The sequence below is a fragment of the Nocardia asiatica NBRC 100129 genome, assembly GCF_000308415.1.
GTDB classification, from domain to species: Bacteria; Actinomycetota; Actinomycetes; order Mycobacteriales; family Mycobacteriaceae; genus Nocardia; species Nocardia asiatica.
The window spans coordinates 1-18,140 of record NZ_BAFS01000428.1 but is presented as its reverse complement, the minus strand read 5'-3'; the positions used below and the strand labels follow the sequence as shown (position 1 = coordinate 18,140).

The window sequence follows — 18,140 nt, the reverse complement described above, 5'->3', positions numbered from 1 at the left end:
ACCACCTCGAGCACCAGCAGTGGTGCGCCGTGCTCGACCGCCTCCCCGTTCTCCACGAGGAATTCCGCCACCCGGCCCTCCCTGGTCGCGGTCACCGGGATCATCAGCTTCATCGCCTCGACGATGCCCACCTGCTGACCGGCCCGCACCGGGTCGCCCTCGGCGACGAACGGCGCGGCTCCCGGCTCCGGCGCGCGATAGAACACGCCGACGGTCTCCGCGGTGAGGGTGAAAGTGTCCGCATCCGAACTGCTTTCGGCGGGCGCGGATTCGGTAGCGGGCACGGCAGGCGCGGCGGCGGGTGCGACGGCGCTCGGCGCGCTCGGCCCGTTGTGCCCGTCCCAGCTGATCCGCAGCACGAGCGGACCGTTGGCGACGGTCACCGAAGTCGGCCCGGTCTCGGCCCGCACGGCCAGCGCATGACGGGACAGCACGGCCAGCGCCTGGTCGGCGTCGACCGGATTCAGCGCCCGGCCGGTCGACTCGGTGGTGACGGACTCGGTCATCACTTCTCCTGATCGTTCGTGGACAGTCCGAAGACACGGAAACGGTGGTGGCGGCGGTCGAGCAGTTCCGCGACCCGCAGCAGCGCCGCGTCGGCGACCGCGTGGCGCAGCGCCCGGCGCAGGGCGGCGGCGGCCGCGGCGGGATCGCGGTGTGCGCCGCCCTGCGGCTCGGGCAGCACGCCGTCGGCGACGCCGAGTTCGAGCAGGGAGGTCGAGTCCACCCGCAGTGCGGCGGCGGCGCGCGGGGCGGCGGCCGCGTCCTTCCACAGAATCGAGGCGCACCCTTCCGGACTGATCACCGAGTAGACCGCGTTCTCGCAGACGATCACCCGATCGGCCACCGCCAGCGCGAGCGCTCCCCCGCTACCGCCCTCGCCGGTGATCACGGTGATCACCGGCACGGGCAGCCCGGCGAGCAGTTTGAGCGATTCCGCGATGGCGACCGCCTGCCCCTGTTCCTCGGCGGTCACGCCCGGGTAGGCGCCCGCGGTGTCGACCAGGGTGATCACCGGGATGCCCAGCTTGGCGGCCAAACGCAGCGCGCGGGCCGACTTCCGGTATCCGGCCGGAGTGGGCATACCGTAGTTGCGCTGCGCCAACTCGGTAGCGGTATGGCCCTTCTGGGTGCCGATCACGACGACGGGCGCGTCATCGAGGCGAGCCAGCGCGGTGATCATGGCCGGGCAGTCCGCCGACAACCGGTCGCCGTGCAGCTCGACGAATTCGTCGAAGGACCCGGCCAGGTAGTCCAGCGTGGTCGGGCGGCCCAGTTCGCGGGCGGCCCGCACGCTCTGCCAGGCGTCGCGGGGCGCGAGCCGGGTCGCGTCCGAGCAGACCGGATTCGCGTCGTCCGGGGCCTGCACGCGGCGCTCGCTGTCGGCGGCCGGCGCCAGCAGGCGGGCCAGCCGGTCGCGCAGGGCCGAACGGTGGCAGATCATGTCCACGATGCCGTGTTCGAGCAGGAATTCCGCGGTCTGGAACCCGGCGGGCAGCGTCTCGCCGATGGTCTGCTGGATCACCCGCGGTCCGGCGAAACCGAGGCGCGCACCGGGTTCGGCGATGATGATGTCGGTGGCGGTAGCGTAGGAGGCCGCGACGCCGCCGTAGGTGGGATCGGTGATCACCGAGATGGTCAGCACGCCCGCGTCGTCCAGCTCCCGTAGCGCCTGGCTGGTCTTGGCCATCTGCATCAGCGCGAGGATGCCCTCCTGCATGCGCGCGCCGCCGGAGGCGGTGACCAGCACGAGCGGCACCCGTGCCGCCAGCGCCGTCTCGGCCGCGACGGTGACCGCTTCGCCCACCGCGGCGCCGAGACTGCCGCCGAGGAACCGGAAGTCCATCACCGCCAGCACCACCGGCGCGCCGCCGATGACGCCGCGCACACACCGGACGGCGTCGCTCATCCCGGTACGGCGGCTCGCCTCGGCATGCCGCTCCGGATAGGGCCGCGAATCGCTGAAACCGAGCGGATCGGCCGCGGTGGCGGGCGGCTCGATGACCCGCGCCGAGCCCGGATCGAGCAGCGCCTCGATGCGCTGCTCGGCGGTCAGCATCCCGTGCCCGTCGCAGTCCGGGCAGACCCGGCCGGACCGCTCGTAGCGTTTGGCGTAGAGCATGGCGGCGCAGGACGGGCACACCATCCAGGAGGTCCGGGTATCCGGACCGCTCTCCAGCGTGGTCATCGTTCCTCCCTCGGTCGGGGCACGAATCGGGCGCAGTCGGCGGGTAACCGCACGCCCGCGGTACGCAGCTGAGCGACCCGGGTCAGATAGGCCGCGCCCAGCATCATCTGGTCGGCGATGTCGGCGACGTGCCGGTTGCGCAGCGCCGCCAGGTAGCTTCCGGCCACCCAGTTGTTGAACCCGCCCATGGCGGGCCCGCACCAGATCTGGTAGTCGGCGACGCGACCGGCCTCGCCGCGAATGCTCCACCCCGACGACAGACCCAGATACCACCGGAACACCAGAGCCATCTTGCGTTTGGGGTCGGCGTCGGCGCCGGTGAGCTGCGCGGGATCGCGCTCGGTGAAGTAGGTGACGCAGTCCTCCCACACGGCTTCCAGCGGCCGCTGGAACAGCGTGGCCTCCAGATCTCGGCGCAGCTCGGCCGGCATCGCGTCGATGCCGTCGTAGGCGCGGTAGGCGTCATAGAGCCGCTGCGCGCGGGCGGCGAACATGGTGCCCCTGCGCAGTACCTGCACCTGGACGCCGAGTTCGAACATGTCCGAGGACGGCGCCATGGTGCAGTCGGGGAAGTCCGCCTGGGTGAGCAGCTGTTTGGTGGTGTCGCACTGGGCCGCTTCGCGGGTGGCCTGGTTCACCGACCCGGTCACCACGTAGGCGGCGCCCAGCGCGAAGGCCGCGGCCGCGGCGGCGGGGGTGCCGATGCCGCCCGCCGCGCCGACGCGAACCGCCGCGGCGGCTGGCACGGTGCGGGCCAGCCGGTCCCTGGCCGCGATCAGCTCGGGCAGCAGCACCAGCAACGGCCTGCGGTCGGTGTGACCGCCGGAGTCGGCTTCGGCCGTGATGTCGTCGGCCATCGGCACTTGTTCGGCGAGACGAGCCTGCTCCGGCGTGAGGTCACCGGATGCGACCAGCGGGCGCAGCAAGCGCGCAGGCGGCGGGCGCAGGAACGGTTCGGCCACCTCGACCCGGGAGACCTTCGCGATCAGGCGATTGCGCGCCTCGACGCGTCCTTGCCGGTCGACGGCCAGCCCCGCCGCGCGGTAGCGCACGACCTCGCCGGTGAGGTCCATGAACGCCGACGCCTCCACGCAGCGCACCTGATGGCGCAGGCACGCGTCGACGATCGCGCGCTCCAGCGCGGGCTCGGAAGGGCTGTGGATCAGGTTGCACGCGAACGGCTTCCCGATCAGCGTGCGGCTCAGCTCGGCCAGTGCCGCGTCCACCGCGGCGGGCGCGACGCCCGCCGCCCCGTAGGAGGCCAGATACCCGGCCCGAGCCATCGCCGAGACCAGGGCGGGCGAGGCGATTCCGTTCGCCATAGCGCCCGCCGCGTACGCCGCGCGGACGCCGTGGGCGGCGGCGAACCGCCGATCACCCAGTCGCTCGGGCGGCAGCGGGGCCACCGCCGCGAGCACCTCGGCGTGCGCCGCGGTGCGCTCGTCGGTCGTCGCGCCCACCCGGCCCTCGTGGCGCACGATCCAGCACGGACGGGTCAGGTCGGACAGGACGGCGGTGATGCCGTCGGCGGTGTCGGCGAGCACGCCGGCCGCGGAGGTGGTCATCAGCGTTCCTCCCGCTCGGCGAGTTCGACCGCGAGGTCGGTCAGCTCGTAGATGCGCAGACCCGGCTTCCACAGCGAGCCGTCGGCGACGACGGTGACGCCCCGAGGTCCCCGATGGATCCCCTTGATGTGCGCTTCGAGTTCGACGGTGCCGTCGGTGGGCAGGAACTGCCCGCGATAGCGCCAGCTGAACGGCCGGTCGGCGGGAATGCGGAAGACCGGATCGCCGATCGGGTCGGCGAAGCCCGCGTCGAGCATCCACTCCTGGATCGCGTGGATCACCGATTCCACACCGAGCGAGCCCGGGATCACCGGGTCGAGGTGGAAGTGGCGTGCGAAATACCAGTCGCCCGGGTCGATCTCGCGCAGCGAATGCAGATATCCCGCCTCGTATCGACCGCCACCGTCGACCACCTCCACCTGGTCGATCAGCGCCAGGGTCCGCCGGGCGCACAGCGGGGCTCGCGGGTCGGCGCGCCGGGCGGCGACGTCGATGGCGCGCACGTTCGCGCCGGGGTGCTCGGCGAGCCAGGTCGGCGCCGGGCGGCCCGCGTCGAGGCCGGTCTGGTTGGCCAGCGCCTCGTCGCTGAAGTAACCGAACATGGTCTCGCCGGTGTAGAACGGTTCGCCGTCCACGCTGAGGGTGTAGTCGAAGGTCTGCAGCGACGAGCCGGGCAGGATGGTGGTGGACAGCAGCCGGGAGGACTGGCTGATCGTCTTGTCCCGCAGATCGACCTGCCGCAGCACGGTGGCGGTGCCGCCGAGGTTGCGCAGGCTCAAGGTGGCGCCGGGCTGGGTGAGCGTCGGGCCGGCGTAATAGCCCATCAGCAGCGCCGCCTGCAACGAGGTCTCCATGTAGACGAAATGCGGCATGGAGTCGTTCGCGGTGTCGCCGTAGTACCAGGAGTCGGCCGGGGAGTCGTACTCGGTGGTGTAGGACGCGCCGTCCAGGTCTCCGCGCCTGCCGTCGAAGTCGAGCACCCGGTCCACCAGCAGCAGGCCGCCGGTCGGCAACCGGGTCGCCCGCACGCCGGTGTACCGCGCGAATTCCGGTCCCATCGCGATGCCTTGGTCACCGCGGGACAGATGCGTCATGTGGAACTCGTTGAGCAGCAGGCTGTCGCAGACCTGACCGGGGCCGACCCCGCTGCCCGGGCGTTCCACGACCGTGACCGTGACGTCGAGCGCGCCGTCGGCTCCGGCGATGCTCGCCGTACCGGTCACGTGCGGGCGGGGCACCAGGTCGAGCGCGGTCACCGTCAGTGTGACCGTGCCGGACGTGACCCCGTCGACCGCGCCGGCGCATTCGGCGACGAGCGAACTGCCCGACAGCACCAGCGGCATGCCGAGATACAGCGCGAACACCTCGGCCAACTGCATGGCCGCCGCGCGCGGGTCGCCGTCGAACCGGGCCTCGGCACTGCCGTCGCCCGAGCCGCCGTACAACTCGATGGCGGTCACCTCGGTGAGCGCGAGCGCGGTCGACCCGGCCAGCCGGGCCGCCGCTTCGATGCCGGGGCGCCGGTGTGCCGCACCGAAGACGCCGCTGAGATCGCCCTCGGTTAGGCGGACCAGGGCAGCTCGATCCAGCCGGGTGCGCCCGGTTCGCGCCAGCGGCTTGAACGCCGACTCGGCGGCGCTGGTCCGGGCCGGGATTTCGGCGGCCTCGCCCGCGGTCCCGCCATCGCGGGGGAAATCGCCGTGCGGGGCGCCGGACGCGGCATGCGCCTCGGGCGCTGCTCCCGCCCGGCGCAGCGCTCGCTGCCACACCGCCCGCTGCACGGCCAGTTGCGCGCTCAACGCCGCCCGATGCGCGGCGACGACACCGGAGCGGATCTCGGCGAGCGGACGGGCCGCATGCGGGGAGACGCCGTCCGTACCTGGTGCCGGCGCGGGCGCGTCGGACCGAGACCCGGCGCCCGCGTGATCATCGGTCGCACCGCCGCTCGGGACGTCGTCCCGGTACGCCGCCGGGGTGCCCGCCTCGGCGGCATCCGGCCGCCGAGGCGGCGCGTCCACGCTCCGCTGCGTCTGCGCGGCGAGCGCGGTCACCGGATCGAACGGTATGCCGTCGAATTCCAGGGTTGTCATGCCATCCACCGCCTCACCGAGGTCTGGAACTTCTCCGTCAGATCGGGTGTCGTCACCACCGTGACGTCCGAGAACCGTTGCAGCACAGTGCCGTCCGCCGTGGTGGCGGTGGCGTCGATCCGCGCGTCGAGCCGGCCTGCGCGCGGGTTGTCCACGGTGAGCAGGAACGACTCGCCCGCGGGCAGCGGCAGGAAGTAGTCGATCCGTCCCACGCCGAGCGGCAGGCAGGCGCTGCCGAGCAGCCGGTGGCCCAGCACCGGCGGCCCTTGCAGGATCAGGTCGGCGAGGACCGGATCGTGCAGCCGTCCCGCGTAGGCGCCGCCCGCCACGGTGACGGCGGGCAGCGCGCACTCGAAGACGATCGCGTCGTCCGACACCGCCCGCACCGAGCGCAATCCCTGCAAGGCGGGCCCGTGGAACTGGATGGCGTCGCGGTAGACGGTCGCCTCGGCGGCCGGGCCATCGGCCACCGGCTGACGCGGGGGCCGGTCGGCCGCGTCGGCGAGCACCAGGGTCGCCTGGAAGTGCACGGCGTTCGCACCGCGCACGGTCGTGCCCACCGTCGAGGCGTCCTCTTCCGGTACCAGCTCGAGTTCCACTTCGTCGAGCGGACGGTCGAACACGATTCCCTTGAGCACCTGGAAGTCCCGGACGCCGACGACCGCGCGGCCCGGCAGGGCACGCTCGGCGAAGCCGATCATCGCGCCCAGACCGAACGTGGCGGGCAGCACGACGTGCTCACCGATCCGGTGCGCCGCGATGATCGGGTCGGCGGTGATCCCGGTGATCGTCCGCCGTGCCCGCACCGTGCCTGCCCCTGCCGCCGTGTCCGACAACGACTTCGCAGGTCCGACGAGCACGACCGTGTCCTCGGAGCGCGCCGCGGTGAACTGCTCGGTGAACGCCGCCGCGCCAATCCGCGGATCGAGTAATTCGACTCCGCGGGTCCGGAAGTGCTCCCGCAAGGCGGGCGTCACCATGCCGCCGTCCCACGCACCCCAGTCGATCGCCGTGACATGGCAGCTCGGCTGGTGGTGGCGCAAGCTCACCGCGAATCGCGTGAGCGCTTCGTTCGCGGCGGCGTAATCGGCCTGGCCCGTGTTGCCGAAAAGCCCGGCGACGGACGTGAACAGCACCAGGTGCCGCAGTTCACCGAGCGCGCCCAGCACCGCGGCCAGCCCGGCGATCTTGGGATCGAGCACCCGGGCGACGGATTCGGCGGTCTTGTCGGTGATCACCGAGTCGGCCAGCACTCCGGCCCCGTGCACGACGCCGGTGATCGAGTCCCGCATGGGCGCGAGGGCGGCGGCGACCGCCCGCGCGTCCGTGACGTCGACGGCCAGGTACTCGGCACGGGAGCCGAGGGCGGCCAGCGTCTGCCGGATCTCGCGCGTGGCGCGGACACCGGACACGGCACGCTCGAGATCGCGCGGCGTGGCGCCGGTGCCGGCCAGCGCCCGGACCGCGGCGGCCTTGAGTTCCGCGTCGGGCGCCCCGGCCGCCCACTCGGGCTCGGCGGTCGGCTCGGAGCGCCCGAGCAGCACGAAGCGCGCCCGGCTCCGCGCGGCCAGCGCCAGCACGCAGGTGGCCGTGACGCCGCGCGCGCCGCCGGTGACCAGCAGGACATCGTCGGCGGTGAGCAGCGTCGCCTCCTGCTCGGCGAGCGGACGCACCGCAGTCACCGTCCGCGCCTGCGCGTGCCCGCTCGGCACCGGGGTACGACGTTCGCCCGCCGCGGCGATGCCGACCTCGAGGGTGTCCCGGGCGGAGTCGAACAACTCGGCGGTCACCAATTCGGCCAACTGCCGTGCCGGGCAGGCCGGATCGATGTCCAGCGCTCGGCAGAACAGCTGGGGTTGTTCGGCGGCCAGGGTTTTCACCACACCGCCGATGCCGCCGAGCAGCGCGTGTTCCGGTTGCGCGGTGCCGCGGAAGCCCAGCGCGCCGTCGAGCCGGGTCACCGTCACGAAGGCCGCTCGCGCCGATGCGCCGCGCAGCAGCGGCACCGCACGCCCCGCCGCGAGGATGCCGTCGGTCAGACAGCGCTGGGCCGACGCCCAGTCGGCGCAGCCGCCGAGCAGGACCACGCACACGTCGAGGGGTTCGCCCGCGGTGTCGATACCGGCGACCGAGTTCGTCTGCCGCACGGTCCACCCGAGTCCGGTCAGCGCGGCGGCGAGCGCCGTCCGGTCGGAGTCGAGTTCGCCGGTCGGATCGACCAGTACGGCCCGCGCTCCGGCACGGTAGGGCGCTACCGCCCGATCCAGCGGCGGCAGCGAGACGAGTTCGACGGCGTGCCGCGACGTTCCCGCCGCGGCCTCAGCTTTTGGGTGGACATCACCACCCGCCGCTCCGGCGAGTTCCACCACGATCTGATCCAGCGTGCGCAGTGTGCCCAGCTGCTCCGGACCGAGGCTCGGTAGGTTCGGAAATCGTTCCTGTAGTGCGCCGATCACTTGCACCCGCTTGATCGAGTCCACTCCGAGATCGGCTTCCAGATCCATCGACGGATCCACCATCTCGACCGGGTAACCAGTCTTCTCCGCCACCACCTCACGCAGCGCGCTGCGCAGCGACTCGCCGGTCACCCGGCCGTCGGCCGCCGGTGCCGCGGACGGCGCGTGACCGTTGGACGTCGCACCCTTGGCGTGCGCGTGCGCGGCGGGCGCCGAAGCCGGGGCGGACGCGAGCGCGGTCACCTTCGAACGATGTTGTGCCACGGACATTTCCGGCTCGGCGGCCCGGTGATCGTCCACGACCATGGCGGTGGCCAGCGGACGGCGTACCGGCGCGGGCTCGATGGCCGCGCGCGGCGCGGGCGCCGGTGGGGCGGGCGGGGTCGAGGGCTGGGAGACCGGGGCGAAGCCGCTTTCCAGCTCGACCAATCGGGCCAGCACCTCGCTGGCTCGCGCATGACTGTGACTGATCGCGACGCCGTGCTCTTTGACCGCCTCGATGGCGCGCACCGTGGCGGCGTCGAGCCTGCCGTCGCCGAGCGCGCCGGCCAGGCCGCGGGCCATGTCCAGCTGGCCGTCCAGGAACTGACGGTGGGTGTGCAGGTGCTGTACGAGCGCGCTCTCCAGCGCGTCCGAACCGGCGTCGCCGGGCTGCGGTGTGGGGTACACGGGTGTCTCCGTTGCTGCGGTGGAAGCGGTGGGCACGGCCCGCTGCTGGGCGGGCTGCGGATCGACCACGCTGTCGACCGGAGCGGGGGTGGCCGCGAGGACGCTGAGCCGGTATTCGTCGGCGAGCGCGGCGGCGTAGGCGGCGCGACGGGTGTCGGGCACGTACTCGGGCGCCGACATCGTCACCGTCATCGCGCGGCCGGAGACCGCTGCCTCCGGTGCGGGGGCGGCGTGCCGGTTGATGCCGTGCAGTCCGAAGCCGAGCACGGCCAAGCGCACGGCGGCGCGGGTGAGCGCGAGATCGCTGTTGCCGATCGGGCCGGAGTCGGTCGCGATGACGATCACGTCGTCGCCGAGGGTGCGCCGCACCAGCGAGGTCAGCACCTGCTTCGGCCCGAACTCCACGAACACCGTGCACCCCGCCGCACGCATCGCGGTGAGCGCGGCCACGAATTCGACCGGTTTGCCCAGTTGTTCGGTCAGCAGCGCCCGGTTGGCCGCCACGTCCCCGCCGTAACCGGCTCCGGGCGTGTTGGCGAAGACCGTCGCGTCGGGCTCGCCGATGTGCACTCCGGCTACGGCCGCGCCGAACGCGGCGGCGGCGTGCGCGACATAGGGCGTGTGGAACGCCCCCGACACCGGAAGCGCGCGCGTCGCCACGCCACGCTCCCCGCAGCGGGCGACGACCGTGGCGATCCCCTCGGCGCCACCGCCGACGACGACCTGGTCGGGCGCGTTGTGATTGCAGATCCAGACGTCCTCGACGCCGTCGAGCAGTTCCTCGGCGGCCTGCCGGGACGCGCCGAGCGCCACCATCGTGCCCGCCTCGACACCCGGCTCGGGCGTCATGGCCACACCCCGGGCGCGGGCCAGCGCGTAGAAGTCCGCGGTGGCCAGCGCGCCGGACGCCCACAGCGCGGTGAGCTCGCCGAAGCTGTGGCCGAGGTATCCGTCGGCGCGCAATCCGTAGTCCGACAGCGCGGTGAACTGCCCGGCCGACAGCGCGCCGATCGCGGGCTGGGCGAATTCGGTTCGGCGCAGGGCGTTCTCCTGCGCCGCCGCCACGTCGTCGGAGAACGCGGGCGGCGGGAAGACCACCGACGACAGCCGCACGGGCGCGCCGGCGAACGCCTCGTTGGCCGCGTCGAACGCCGCGCCCACGGCCGGGTTGTTCAGCGCCGCGTCCGATCCCATGTCGACGTACTGGCTGCCCTGTCCGGCGAACAGCGCGCCCACTTTGCGATCCGGCAGGGCGGCGGCGCGGAAGTACACGCCCTCGGGGTGCTCCCACGCCGTGGCGTCGGGGTCGCGCACGAGTTCGTCCACCGCGAGCGAGCGCAGATGCGCGGCGTTGTCCTCGTCGACCGAGACGAACCCGATGCGCGCGTGGTCCTCCGGGATGTCGCCCCCGTCGCTCGGCGCGACGCTGCGCACGGCGTCGATCAGCCCGGCCACGTCCGGCGCGTGCCACAGATGCGCGCGGGCGGTGCGATGCAGCACCGGGTGCACGGCACGGTCGGCGTCCGCTTCCTCGAGCACCACGTGAAAGTTCGTGCCACCGAAGCCGAACGCGGAGGCCGCCGCCCGGCGCACCGGGCGTTGCGGGTCGCGGATCCACGGACGGGTGCGGGTGTTCACGTAGTACGGCGCGTCGGCGGCGGCGATCTCGGCGATGGGGGCGGAGACGTTGATGGTGCCGGGCAGCACCTTCTGGTGCAACGCCAGCGCCAGTTTCATCACGCTCGCGGTGCCCGCGGCGCCCTTGGTGTGGCCGATCTGGGACTTCACGCTGCCGAGGGCGGCGAACGCGGGCTCGGCCGTCGCGTCGGAAAGCAGCTCTTTCAATGCGGTGAGCTCGGTCTTGTCGCCGACGGGCGTGCCGGTGGCGTGCGCTTCGATGAGCGCCACGTCGGCGGGTGAGATCTCGGCGTCGGCGTAGGCGCGGTCCAGGGCGACGCGCTGGCCGCCCGCGCGCGGGGCGTAGATGCTCTTGGCGCGGCCGTCGCTGGAAGACCCCAGCCCGCGGATGACGGCGTAGATCCGGTTGCCGTCGCGCCGCGCGTCCTCCAGCCTGCGCAGCGCGAGCATGGTGATGCCCTCGCCGAGCAGGGTGCCGTTGGCGTCGGCGGAGAAGGGACTGATCTGCCCGCTGGCCGAGAGCGCGCCGACCTTGCTGAAGCACAGGTAGATGAAGATGGTGTTCTCGGTGTCCACGCCACCGGTGATCATCATGTCCGCGCGGCCGTCCTGGAGTTCGGCGATGGCGGTGCGCAAGGCGGCCAGCGAAGCCGCGCACGCCGCGTCGACCGTGCAGTTGATGCCGCCGAGGCCGAGTCGGTTGGCCACCCGGCCCGCGGTGATGTTGGCCAGCAGGCCGGGGAACGAATTCGCCTCCCACGGCGCGAACGCCGCGACGAACCGGTCGGCGATGGCGTCGGCGTCGTCGTCGGACAGGCCGACCGAGCGCGCCGCCTCCTTCAGCACCGGCGTGGACAGCCGCGCGGCCAGCGGGTGCATGAGCGGCACCGGGCCGGTGGTGCCGAGGACGACGCCGGTGCGGCTCGCGTCGTACCAGTCGGAGTCCACCGCTCCCGCGTCGCGCAGCAGGTCGCGGGCGACGCCCAGGCTGAGCGTCTGCATGGTGCTGGTCACTTCCAGCTGGTTGGGCGGCAGCCCGAATTCCAGCGGATCGAACTCGATGTCGGGCAGGAAGGCGCCCCGGCGCGAGTAGGTCTTGTCCGGCGCCGCGGGATCGGCGTCGAAGTAGTCGTCCAGGCTCCAGCGCGACCCGGGGACCTCGGTGGTGCAGTCCACGCCGTCGACGATGTTCTGCCAGTACTCTCGATGGTTGTGGGCGTTGGGCAGCAGCCCGGACATCCCGACGATGGCGATCGGGTTGCGCGCCAGGCGTCTGTCGTCTGTCACGGAAATTCCTCTCCAACCGGGTGGATGATCAGGCGGCGACGGTGGTCGCGGTGCTCGACGCGACGAGTTCGGCCGCGCCCGCGGCGAACAGGCTGTGCCCGAGCGAGCTGGGGTGCAGGCCGTCGGCGGTCCACATCTGCGGCCGTTCCCATTCGGGCTGGGCGGCGATGTCCAGCAGCAGCGTGCCGGTGTCGGCGACGACGTCGGCGAGCACCGCGTTGGCGAAGGCGAACCGCTCGCGCAGCAGCGCGCGGAATCCGTCCGGCACCGGCAGCCGGGCCGGGATGTCCGGATAGCTGGCGGTGAACACCGTCGCGCCGCCGGCCCGCAGTGCGCCGAAGAGTTCGGCGAGATTGCGGGCGAACCGGTCCTGGTCGTAGTCGCTCACCAGATCGTTGACCCCGACCACGACGCCGAACAACCCGGAGCGGCCCGAAAGCGCGGCGCCCAGTTGCCGTTCCAGGACGATCGTGGTGGTGGCCCCGTGCTCGCCGAGATTGCGCACCGCCGTGGGGCGCAGGCCGAGCTGGCCGCCGAGACGCGGCACCCAGCCGCGGTAGCCGCCGCCGGGCGCGGCGTCGCCGCGCCCTTCGACGAAGCTGTCACCCAGCGCGGTCAGCACGGGCGCGCTCATGCGGTCACTCCGTCCTTGCTGACGTGCCGCGCGGCGGCCGGGAAGTCGACCTTCTCGTACAGCGCGGCCAGCTGCTCCTCGCCGAAGTACTTGTCCGGCGGGTAGATCCCGGCGATCAGGCCGAAGAAGTGCTTGGTGTACTCGGGGTCCATCGAGGTCGCGCGGAACACCGAGTCGTAGTACGGGGTCAGCGTCAGCTCCGAGATGCTCAGTGTCAGTTCGTAGGTGCTGGCGCTCTGCGCGTCGCGCTCGCGCTGGTACTCGGCCAGGGCCGCGTCCATCGGGCGCGCGCCGGACAGACCTTCGTCCACCCGGTCGGCGAGCAACTGCGCGTACTTGAACGCGTCGGTGATGCCCCAGCCGGTGAACGGGTCCTTGTGGTAGCCGGCGTCGCCGACCAGCGCCCAGCCCGGACCGTAGGATCGGCGGCGGTAGTTGTCGGGGTACAGCATCGGACGGAACTGCTCCACCCGCTTGCCGGTGTCGCGCAGGCGAGCGCCGATCGCCGGGTCGATCTGGTCGACGATCTCCTGCACGCCCGCGTCCGGGTCGGTGCGGAACTCACGGAACCGGTCGCGCTTGCGCATCACCGCGACCAGCGCGAGGTCGTCGTTGGTCGGCCAGGACGCGAACTGCTGCTCGCCGAAACCGGTGCGGTGCTGCATGCCCCAGTCGACGCCCTCGTAGTAGGAGTAGTAGATGAAGCACGCCGCGGGCGAGCCTTCGTACTCCTGCGCGCCGACCGCCTTGGCCACCGTCGAATTGGAGCCGTCGGCCCCGACCACCAGGTGGGCCCGGAACTCCTGCTCGGGCCCGTCGCCGATCGCGCCGCGGATGCCGGCCACGCGGTCGCCGTCGAACACCAGCTCGGAGACGGTGAAGCCCTGGATCACCTCGACGCCCGCGTTGCCCGCGGCCTCCACCAGGATCTTGTCCAGCACCGTGCGGCGCGGGCAGTAGACGGCGTCGATGCCGTCGGCGGAGGGATCGGCCATCCCGTTGATGACGATGTCGGTGTAGGAGAAGTTCAGGTGCCGGATCGGCGGCACGCCGGAGGCGACGACCTCATCCAGCAGGCCCCAGGACTTCAGGAAGCCGAGCCCGGCCTGGTGGATGTAGTGGGTCGACGGGGTGTCGCTGGGGAAGCTCGCCCGGTCGACGGCGAGTACCCGGTAGCCCTTCCTGGCGAGCAGCATGGCCAATGGGGAGCCCGCCACCCGGGTTCCGACAACGATGACGTCGTACATGTTCGCATCACTTTCCGGTAGTCGAATTCCGATTTCGAGTCTGTGGCCGCGACGGACGGTCGACCACCGCGGCGGGCCCTGATTCATCGGGCGATCGGCCGCGGCTATCGTGCGGGCCGAGAGGCCGAATACAGCAGTTCGATATCCGCCGCGTACGCCTCGGCGATCGCGGCGCGGCGCAGTTTCCGTGACGACGTCGACAATCCGTCTTCGACGGTGAAATCGCCGTCCACGATCCGGAATGCCCGAATCGATTCCGCGCGCGAGACCAGAGAATTCGCGTCGTCGATCGCCGATTGCACGGCGGCGGTGAGATCGCCGTCCGGATCGGCGGCGCGCCAGCGCTGCACCTGCGCCGGATCGAGGGTGACCAGGGCCGCGACGAAATCGCGGCCGTCGCCGAGCACCATGCAGTTGGACACCACCGGATGCAGCCGGACGCGATCCTCCAGCGGCGTGGGGGCGACGTTCTTGCCGCCGGAGGTCACCAGGATCTCCTTCTTGCGTCCGGTGATCCGCAGGAATCCGTCGTCATCGAGTTCGCCGAGGTCACCGGTGTGCAGCCAGCCCTGCGCGTCCACCGGCGACTGGCTCGCCGCCGCGCCCCAGTAGCCCGGTGACACGTGCGGCCCGCCGACCAGCACTTCCCCGTCCTCCTCGGCGATGGCCACCGAGGTGCCCGGGATCGGTCTGCCGACCGTGCCGAGCCGGTTGGTCTCCGGGGCGCTCACCGTCACGGCGGTCGCGGCCTCGGTGAGGCCGTAGCAGTTGAGCAGCAGCACACCGAAACTCGCGTAGAACCCGACCGTCGAATCGTCCAGCGAGGCGCCGCCGGAGATGACGTGGCGCAGTTCGCCGCCGAGCGCCGCCGCCACCGGGTGCGTCGACGGCTCCGGCGCCACCTGCGCCCGCACGAGTTCCGAGCCGCGCCGCACCGCCTCCCGCTCCTCGTCTTCGGTGAGCAGGGTGCGGCAGTACTTGCGGATCTTCTCCAAGCCGTAGGGGATCATCGCGAGGAAGGTCGGGCGCACCTTCGGCAGCACCGGCACCAGGTCGGGGATGCCGGGCAGCAGGTGGGTGCGGCTGCCGCCGAACAGGCAGGCGAACAGGATGGTCTGGCCGAAGACGTGCGCCAGCGGCAGGGCCAGCACGGTGGTCCCGTCGAACATGTCGCCGGTGCGGCGCACCGTGTTGGCCGAGGACACGAACATGTTGCGATGGGTGATCAGGCAGCCCTTGGCCACGCCGGTGGTGCCGCTGGTGTACACGATCATCGCAAGGTCGTCGGCGCGCACCTCGGCCATGCGTGCGGCCAGCCCCGGATCGATCGCACCGGTGGCCCAGTCCGCGATCTGCTCGAAGACCCAGACCTCCCCCGCGCCCGCCGCGCGCAGCCGCTCGGCGTCCCCGGCGGTCTCGGCGGCGAAATACGCGCTGCCGCTGTCGCCGAGGATGTGCTCGATCTGGCTGGGTGAGGACGTGGGATAGACCGGCACCACGACCGCGCCGAGCGCCAGCAGCGCGCAATCCAGCAGCACCCAGGCCAGACTCGTGCGGCCGAGCACCGCGACCCGATCGCCCGCCGCGACGCCGCGCGCGGCCAGCGCCGAGGCCAGGGCGCGGGCCCTGCGGTCCACCTCGGCGCTGGTGAGCTGTGTTCCGTCGGCGTCGCACAGCGAAAGCCGGTCCGGATGCCCGGCGGCCGCACCGGAGATCACCGAATACAAACTTGCCGTGTCCGGAAGATCGAAACCATTCTCACCGACCGACACCGCGATGACAGAAACTGTGTTCACGATGTCGAATTCTGGTCGGTGTCGCAGAATTACAACCCTGTCGATATCGCGGTTCCTACCGCGCGAATGTCATCAGCTATCGACGTGGTCAGGCCGACACCGCGCGGGCAATATCGATTTGCGCCGGTTCCGGGGAATCGATGCAATCCAAGAAAAAGCCGACCGCCGGATTCGGCTCGTCCGCACGCCACACCGCGTACAAATCGAGGGTCGGCACCGGATCGAACAGTTTGACCGCGACCGAAGCACTTCCCGGCCCGCCCATGCCCATCGAGATCGCCCGTGGCAGCGAGGCGAAGCCCACCAACGGACGCACCGAGACCATGTGCGCCGTCGCACCGGGATCGTCGGCGGTGTGCGCCACCGCCAGCGAGATCCGGGAATCCGCGGCCGCACGAAAGATCGAGTCGTACATGGCCGGGCATTGCTCGCGGGCGAACAGCACGCACTCCTGGCCCTCGAGTTCGGCGAACGGAACGCCGGGCCGATCGGCCCATCGATGCCTGCGACCGACCACGGCGACCAGCGGCACCCGATGCAGCAGCCGCCGGTACCGGAAATCGGTCGTGCTCGGATGGCCGTACACCAGCGCGAGATCCAACGAGCCGTCGCAGAGCGCGGCCAATTGCGGGCCGGTGCGCTTCTCCCACAACGACACCACGATGTCGGGGTGCCGCTCGGTCATCCTGGTGAGTGCGTCCGGCAGGACATGTCTGCTGGCCGGAAGGTTGTAACCGATGTTGAGGGTGCCCGCCCGCCCTTCGGCGGTCGCCTTCGCGGCCTGGGCCGCGCGGTCCATCTGCGCCACGATGAGCCGGGCCTGACTCTCGAACTCCCGGCCCGCCGGGGTCAGTTTGACCTCGTGCGAATTGCGTGCGACCAGCTGCACGCCGAGCGACTTCTCCAGCTTCTGCAGCTGGGCACTGAGACTGGGCTGCGTGAGATGCAAGCGCTGCGCTGCGCGGCCGAAATGCAGCTCTTCGGCAATCGTGATGAACGAAACCAGATGTCGGAACTCCATGCCGCCGGCTCCTTTTTCCGCGTACCGGAAACGGTAGCGCCACCAGGTAACCGACGATGAACCAGATCCGGACGAATGGTGCCTAGACCGTAGCGGGTGAGTGAACTGGACCCGCGGCCGGGAAGGGGGTGCTATTCGCGCCCGTGACCACCCAGCATCCCGGAAACCCGGCCCGACGGCAACTCGAAGCGGGCCGGGCGCGGTGGACGCTCGCGCGGCGAATCGGCGGCATGCGCACCGGTTGCCTCGCGGCGCCGGCCCGTGGCGCTAGCCGAAGTACTCGCGGAACCACGCCGTCAGATCGGCTTCGCTCTTCGGTCCCGGATCCGGGTGATCGGAGCGCAGCGTGCAGAAGTGCGCGGACAGCGCGAACTTGTTGTGCACCAGGAACAGGCAACTGGGTCCGAGCGCGGGATCGTCGGCCGGGTAGCAGAAGAAACGGCCGACGATGTCGCCGTCCTGCCGCCACACGTCGTCGCCCGGCTCGCCGCGACCGCACACGTGTCCCGAGAGCTGGCCGCGGTTCGCCTCGTACAGGTACGTCGCCGATTCCTGGCTCGGGAATCCGTAGAACTCCGCGGTCGGGAATCCGGTCTTCGTGCCACAGGTCAGCACCGCGTCCACCGGGCCGGGCGGCGGGTCGGCGTGCCTGCAGTTGCCCGGACCGAAATCACCGGCCAGATGGCCGAGCACCGCACGGTCGGCTTCGGAGTAATAGTCCGGATCTCCTGCGGTGTCGGGCGTGCGGAACGCGCCGCCGTTGCGCGCGGCGACGTAGTCGCGATACGCCTTCTCGGCGGGGTCCCAGAGGTAGACCCCGACCGCCATCGCCTGCTCGTCGGTGACCAGCAGCCCCGGCCGTGGCGTCGCGGGATCGTCCGCTTTGCTCAGGAAGCAGGACTTGCGGCCGATCTCGTCGCCGCCACGCAGCAGCGGACCGTCCTGTCCGGGCGGGTCGCCGGGGCAGCTGCGTCCTTGCACGCTGGTCAGCAGCGTCGAGGTGTAGCCGCGCATCTGGTCGACCGTGCGGAACCGCAGGAATCGCGCCGCGGGATTGCCCGCGGCCGGATTCGCGGTGCAGAACACGACGGCGACGGTGGGCGCGTTGGGGTCCTCGTGCACGCAGTTGGCCCGCTTGTAGCCCGACGAACCGACCAGCGACAGCAGTTCCACATCCGGTCCGCGCGGGGCGCTCGCGTCGGGCACGGCGGCGCCGGTGGTCGGACGGGTCAGCTCCCAGCCGAGCAGGCCGAGTACGGCGGCCAGCAGCACGACGCACAGCAGGGCGAGCGCGCGGAGCAGGCGGCGTGGTCGCGGCCTGCCGTCCCGGCGGCCGGGCTCCGAAGGTCCGGTCCTCGCGCCCGGCGGCCCCGCACCGGTCGGCGGACCTCCGTACTCCGAATCGGTCGGTGCCTGCGCCGAGCCGCCGGTGGCCGCGGCGGCCAGCGCCGCCTGCGCGGCCGCCGCGAGCTCACCCGCCGTGCGGTAGCGCGCCTGCGGGTCTTTGGCCATGCCGTGCGCGACCACCGCGTCCAGCGGGGCGGGCAGC

The 18,140-nt window shown here is 71.8% G+C and carries 9 protein-coding genes and 1 pseudogene; all 10 read right to left on the bottom strand.

Annotation, left to right across the window (positions count from 1 at the left end):
- On the bottom strand, nt 1–506 hold a 506-nt coding region (locus ON27_RS32080), incomplete at its 3' end, for an acetyl-CoA carboxylase biotin carboxyl carrier protein (protein WP_051047213.1).
- The gene (gene accD / locus ON27_RS32075) at nt 506–2,188 is read right to left on the bottom strand and encodes an acetyl-CoA carboxylase, carboxyltransferase subunit beta (RefSeq protein ID WP_043736074.1); all 1,683 of its coding nucleotides are present in this window, start codon (nt 2,186–2,188) and stop codon (nt 506–508) included. The genes ON27_RS32080 and accD, both read right to left, overlap by 1 nt.
- Nucleotides 2,185–3,753 (bottom strand): PfaD family polyunsaturated fatty acid/polyketide biosynthesis protein, encoded by a 1,569-nt coding sequence (locus ON27_RS32070; protein WP_043736072.1) that lies wholly within the window; start codon nt 3,751–3,753, stop codon nt 2,185–2,187. The genes accD and ON27_RS32070 overlap by 4 nt, the downstream gene beginning before the upstream one ends.
- Nucleotides 3,753–5,843: a hotdog family protein gene (locus ON27_RS32065; RefSeq protein ID WP_043736070.1), complete on the bottom strand. Its 2,091-nt coding sequence runs from the start codon at nt 5,841–5,843 to the stop codon at nt 3,753–3,755. The genes ON27_RS32070 and ON27_RS32065 overlap by 1 nt, the downstream gene beginning before the upstream one ends.
- Entirely contained in the window at nt 5,840–11,893 is a 6,054-nt protein-coding gene (locus ON27_RS32060) for a type I polyketide synthase (protein WP_043736068.1), read from the bottom strand. The genes ON27_RS32065 and ON27_RS32060 overlap by 4 nt, the downstream gene beginning before the upstream one ends.
- Before the next feature lie 28 nt (nt 11,894–11,921).
- Complete coding sequence (locus ON27_RS32055) at nt 11,922–12,527, bottom strand: SGNH/GDSL hydrolase family protein (RefSeq protein ID WP_043736066.1); 606 nt, start codon at nt 12,525–12,527, stop codon at nt 11,922–11,924.
- Nucleotides 12,524–13,774, bottom strand: coding sequence for an NAD(P)/FAD-dependent oxidoreductase (locus ON27_RS32050; RefSeq protein WP_043736064.1), 1,251 nt, complete (start codon nt 13,772–13,774; stop codon nt 12,524–12,526). Before ON27_RS32050 ends, ON27_RS32055 begins: the two co-directional genes overlap by 4 nt.
- Nucleotides 13,775–13,878: 104 nt before the next feature.
- Complete coding sequence (locus tag ON27_RS32045; protein ID WP_245560416.1) at nt 13,879–15,570, bottom strand: AMP-dependent synthetase/ligase; 1,692 nt, start codon at nt 15,568–15,570, stop codon at nt 13,879–13,881.
- 88 nt (nt 15,571–15,658) lie between these two features.
- Nucleotides 15,659–16,591, bottom strand: coding sequence for a LysR family transcriptional regulator (locus ON27_RS32040; RefSeq protein WP_043736063.1), 933 nt, complete (start codon nt 16,589–16,591; stop codon nt 15,659–15,661).
- Nucleotides 16,592–16,858: 267 nt separating this feature from the next.
- Nucleotides 16,859–18,140, bottom strand: a pseudogene (locus ON27_RS44040) (hypothetical protein); the annotation flags it as partial.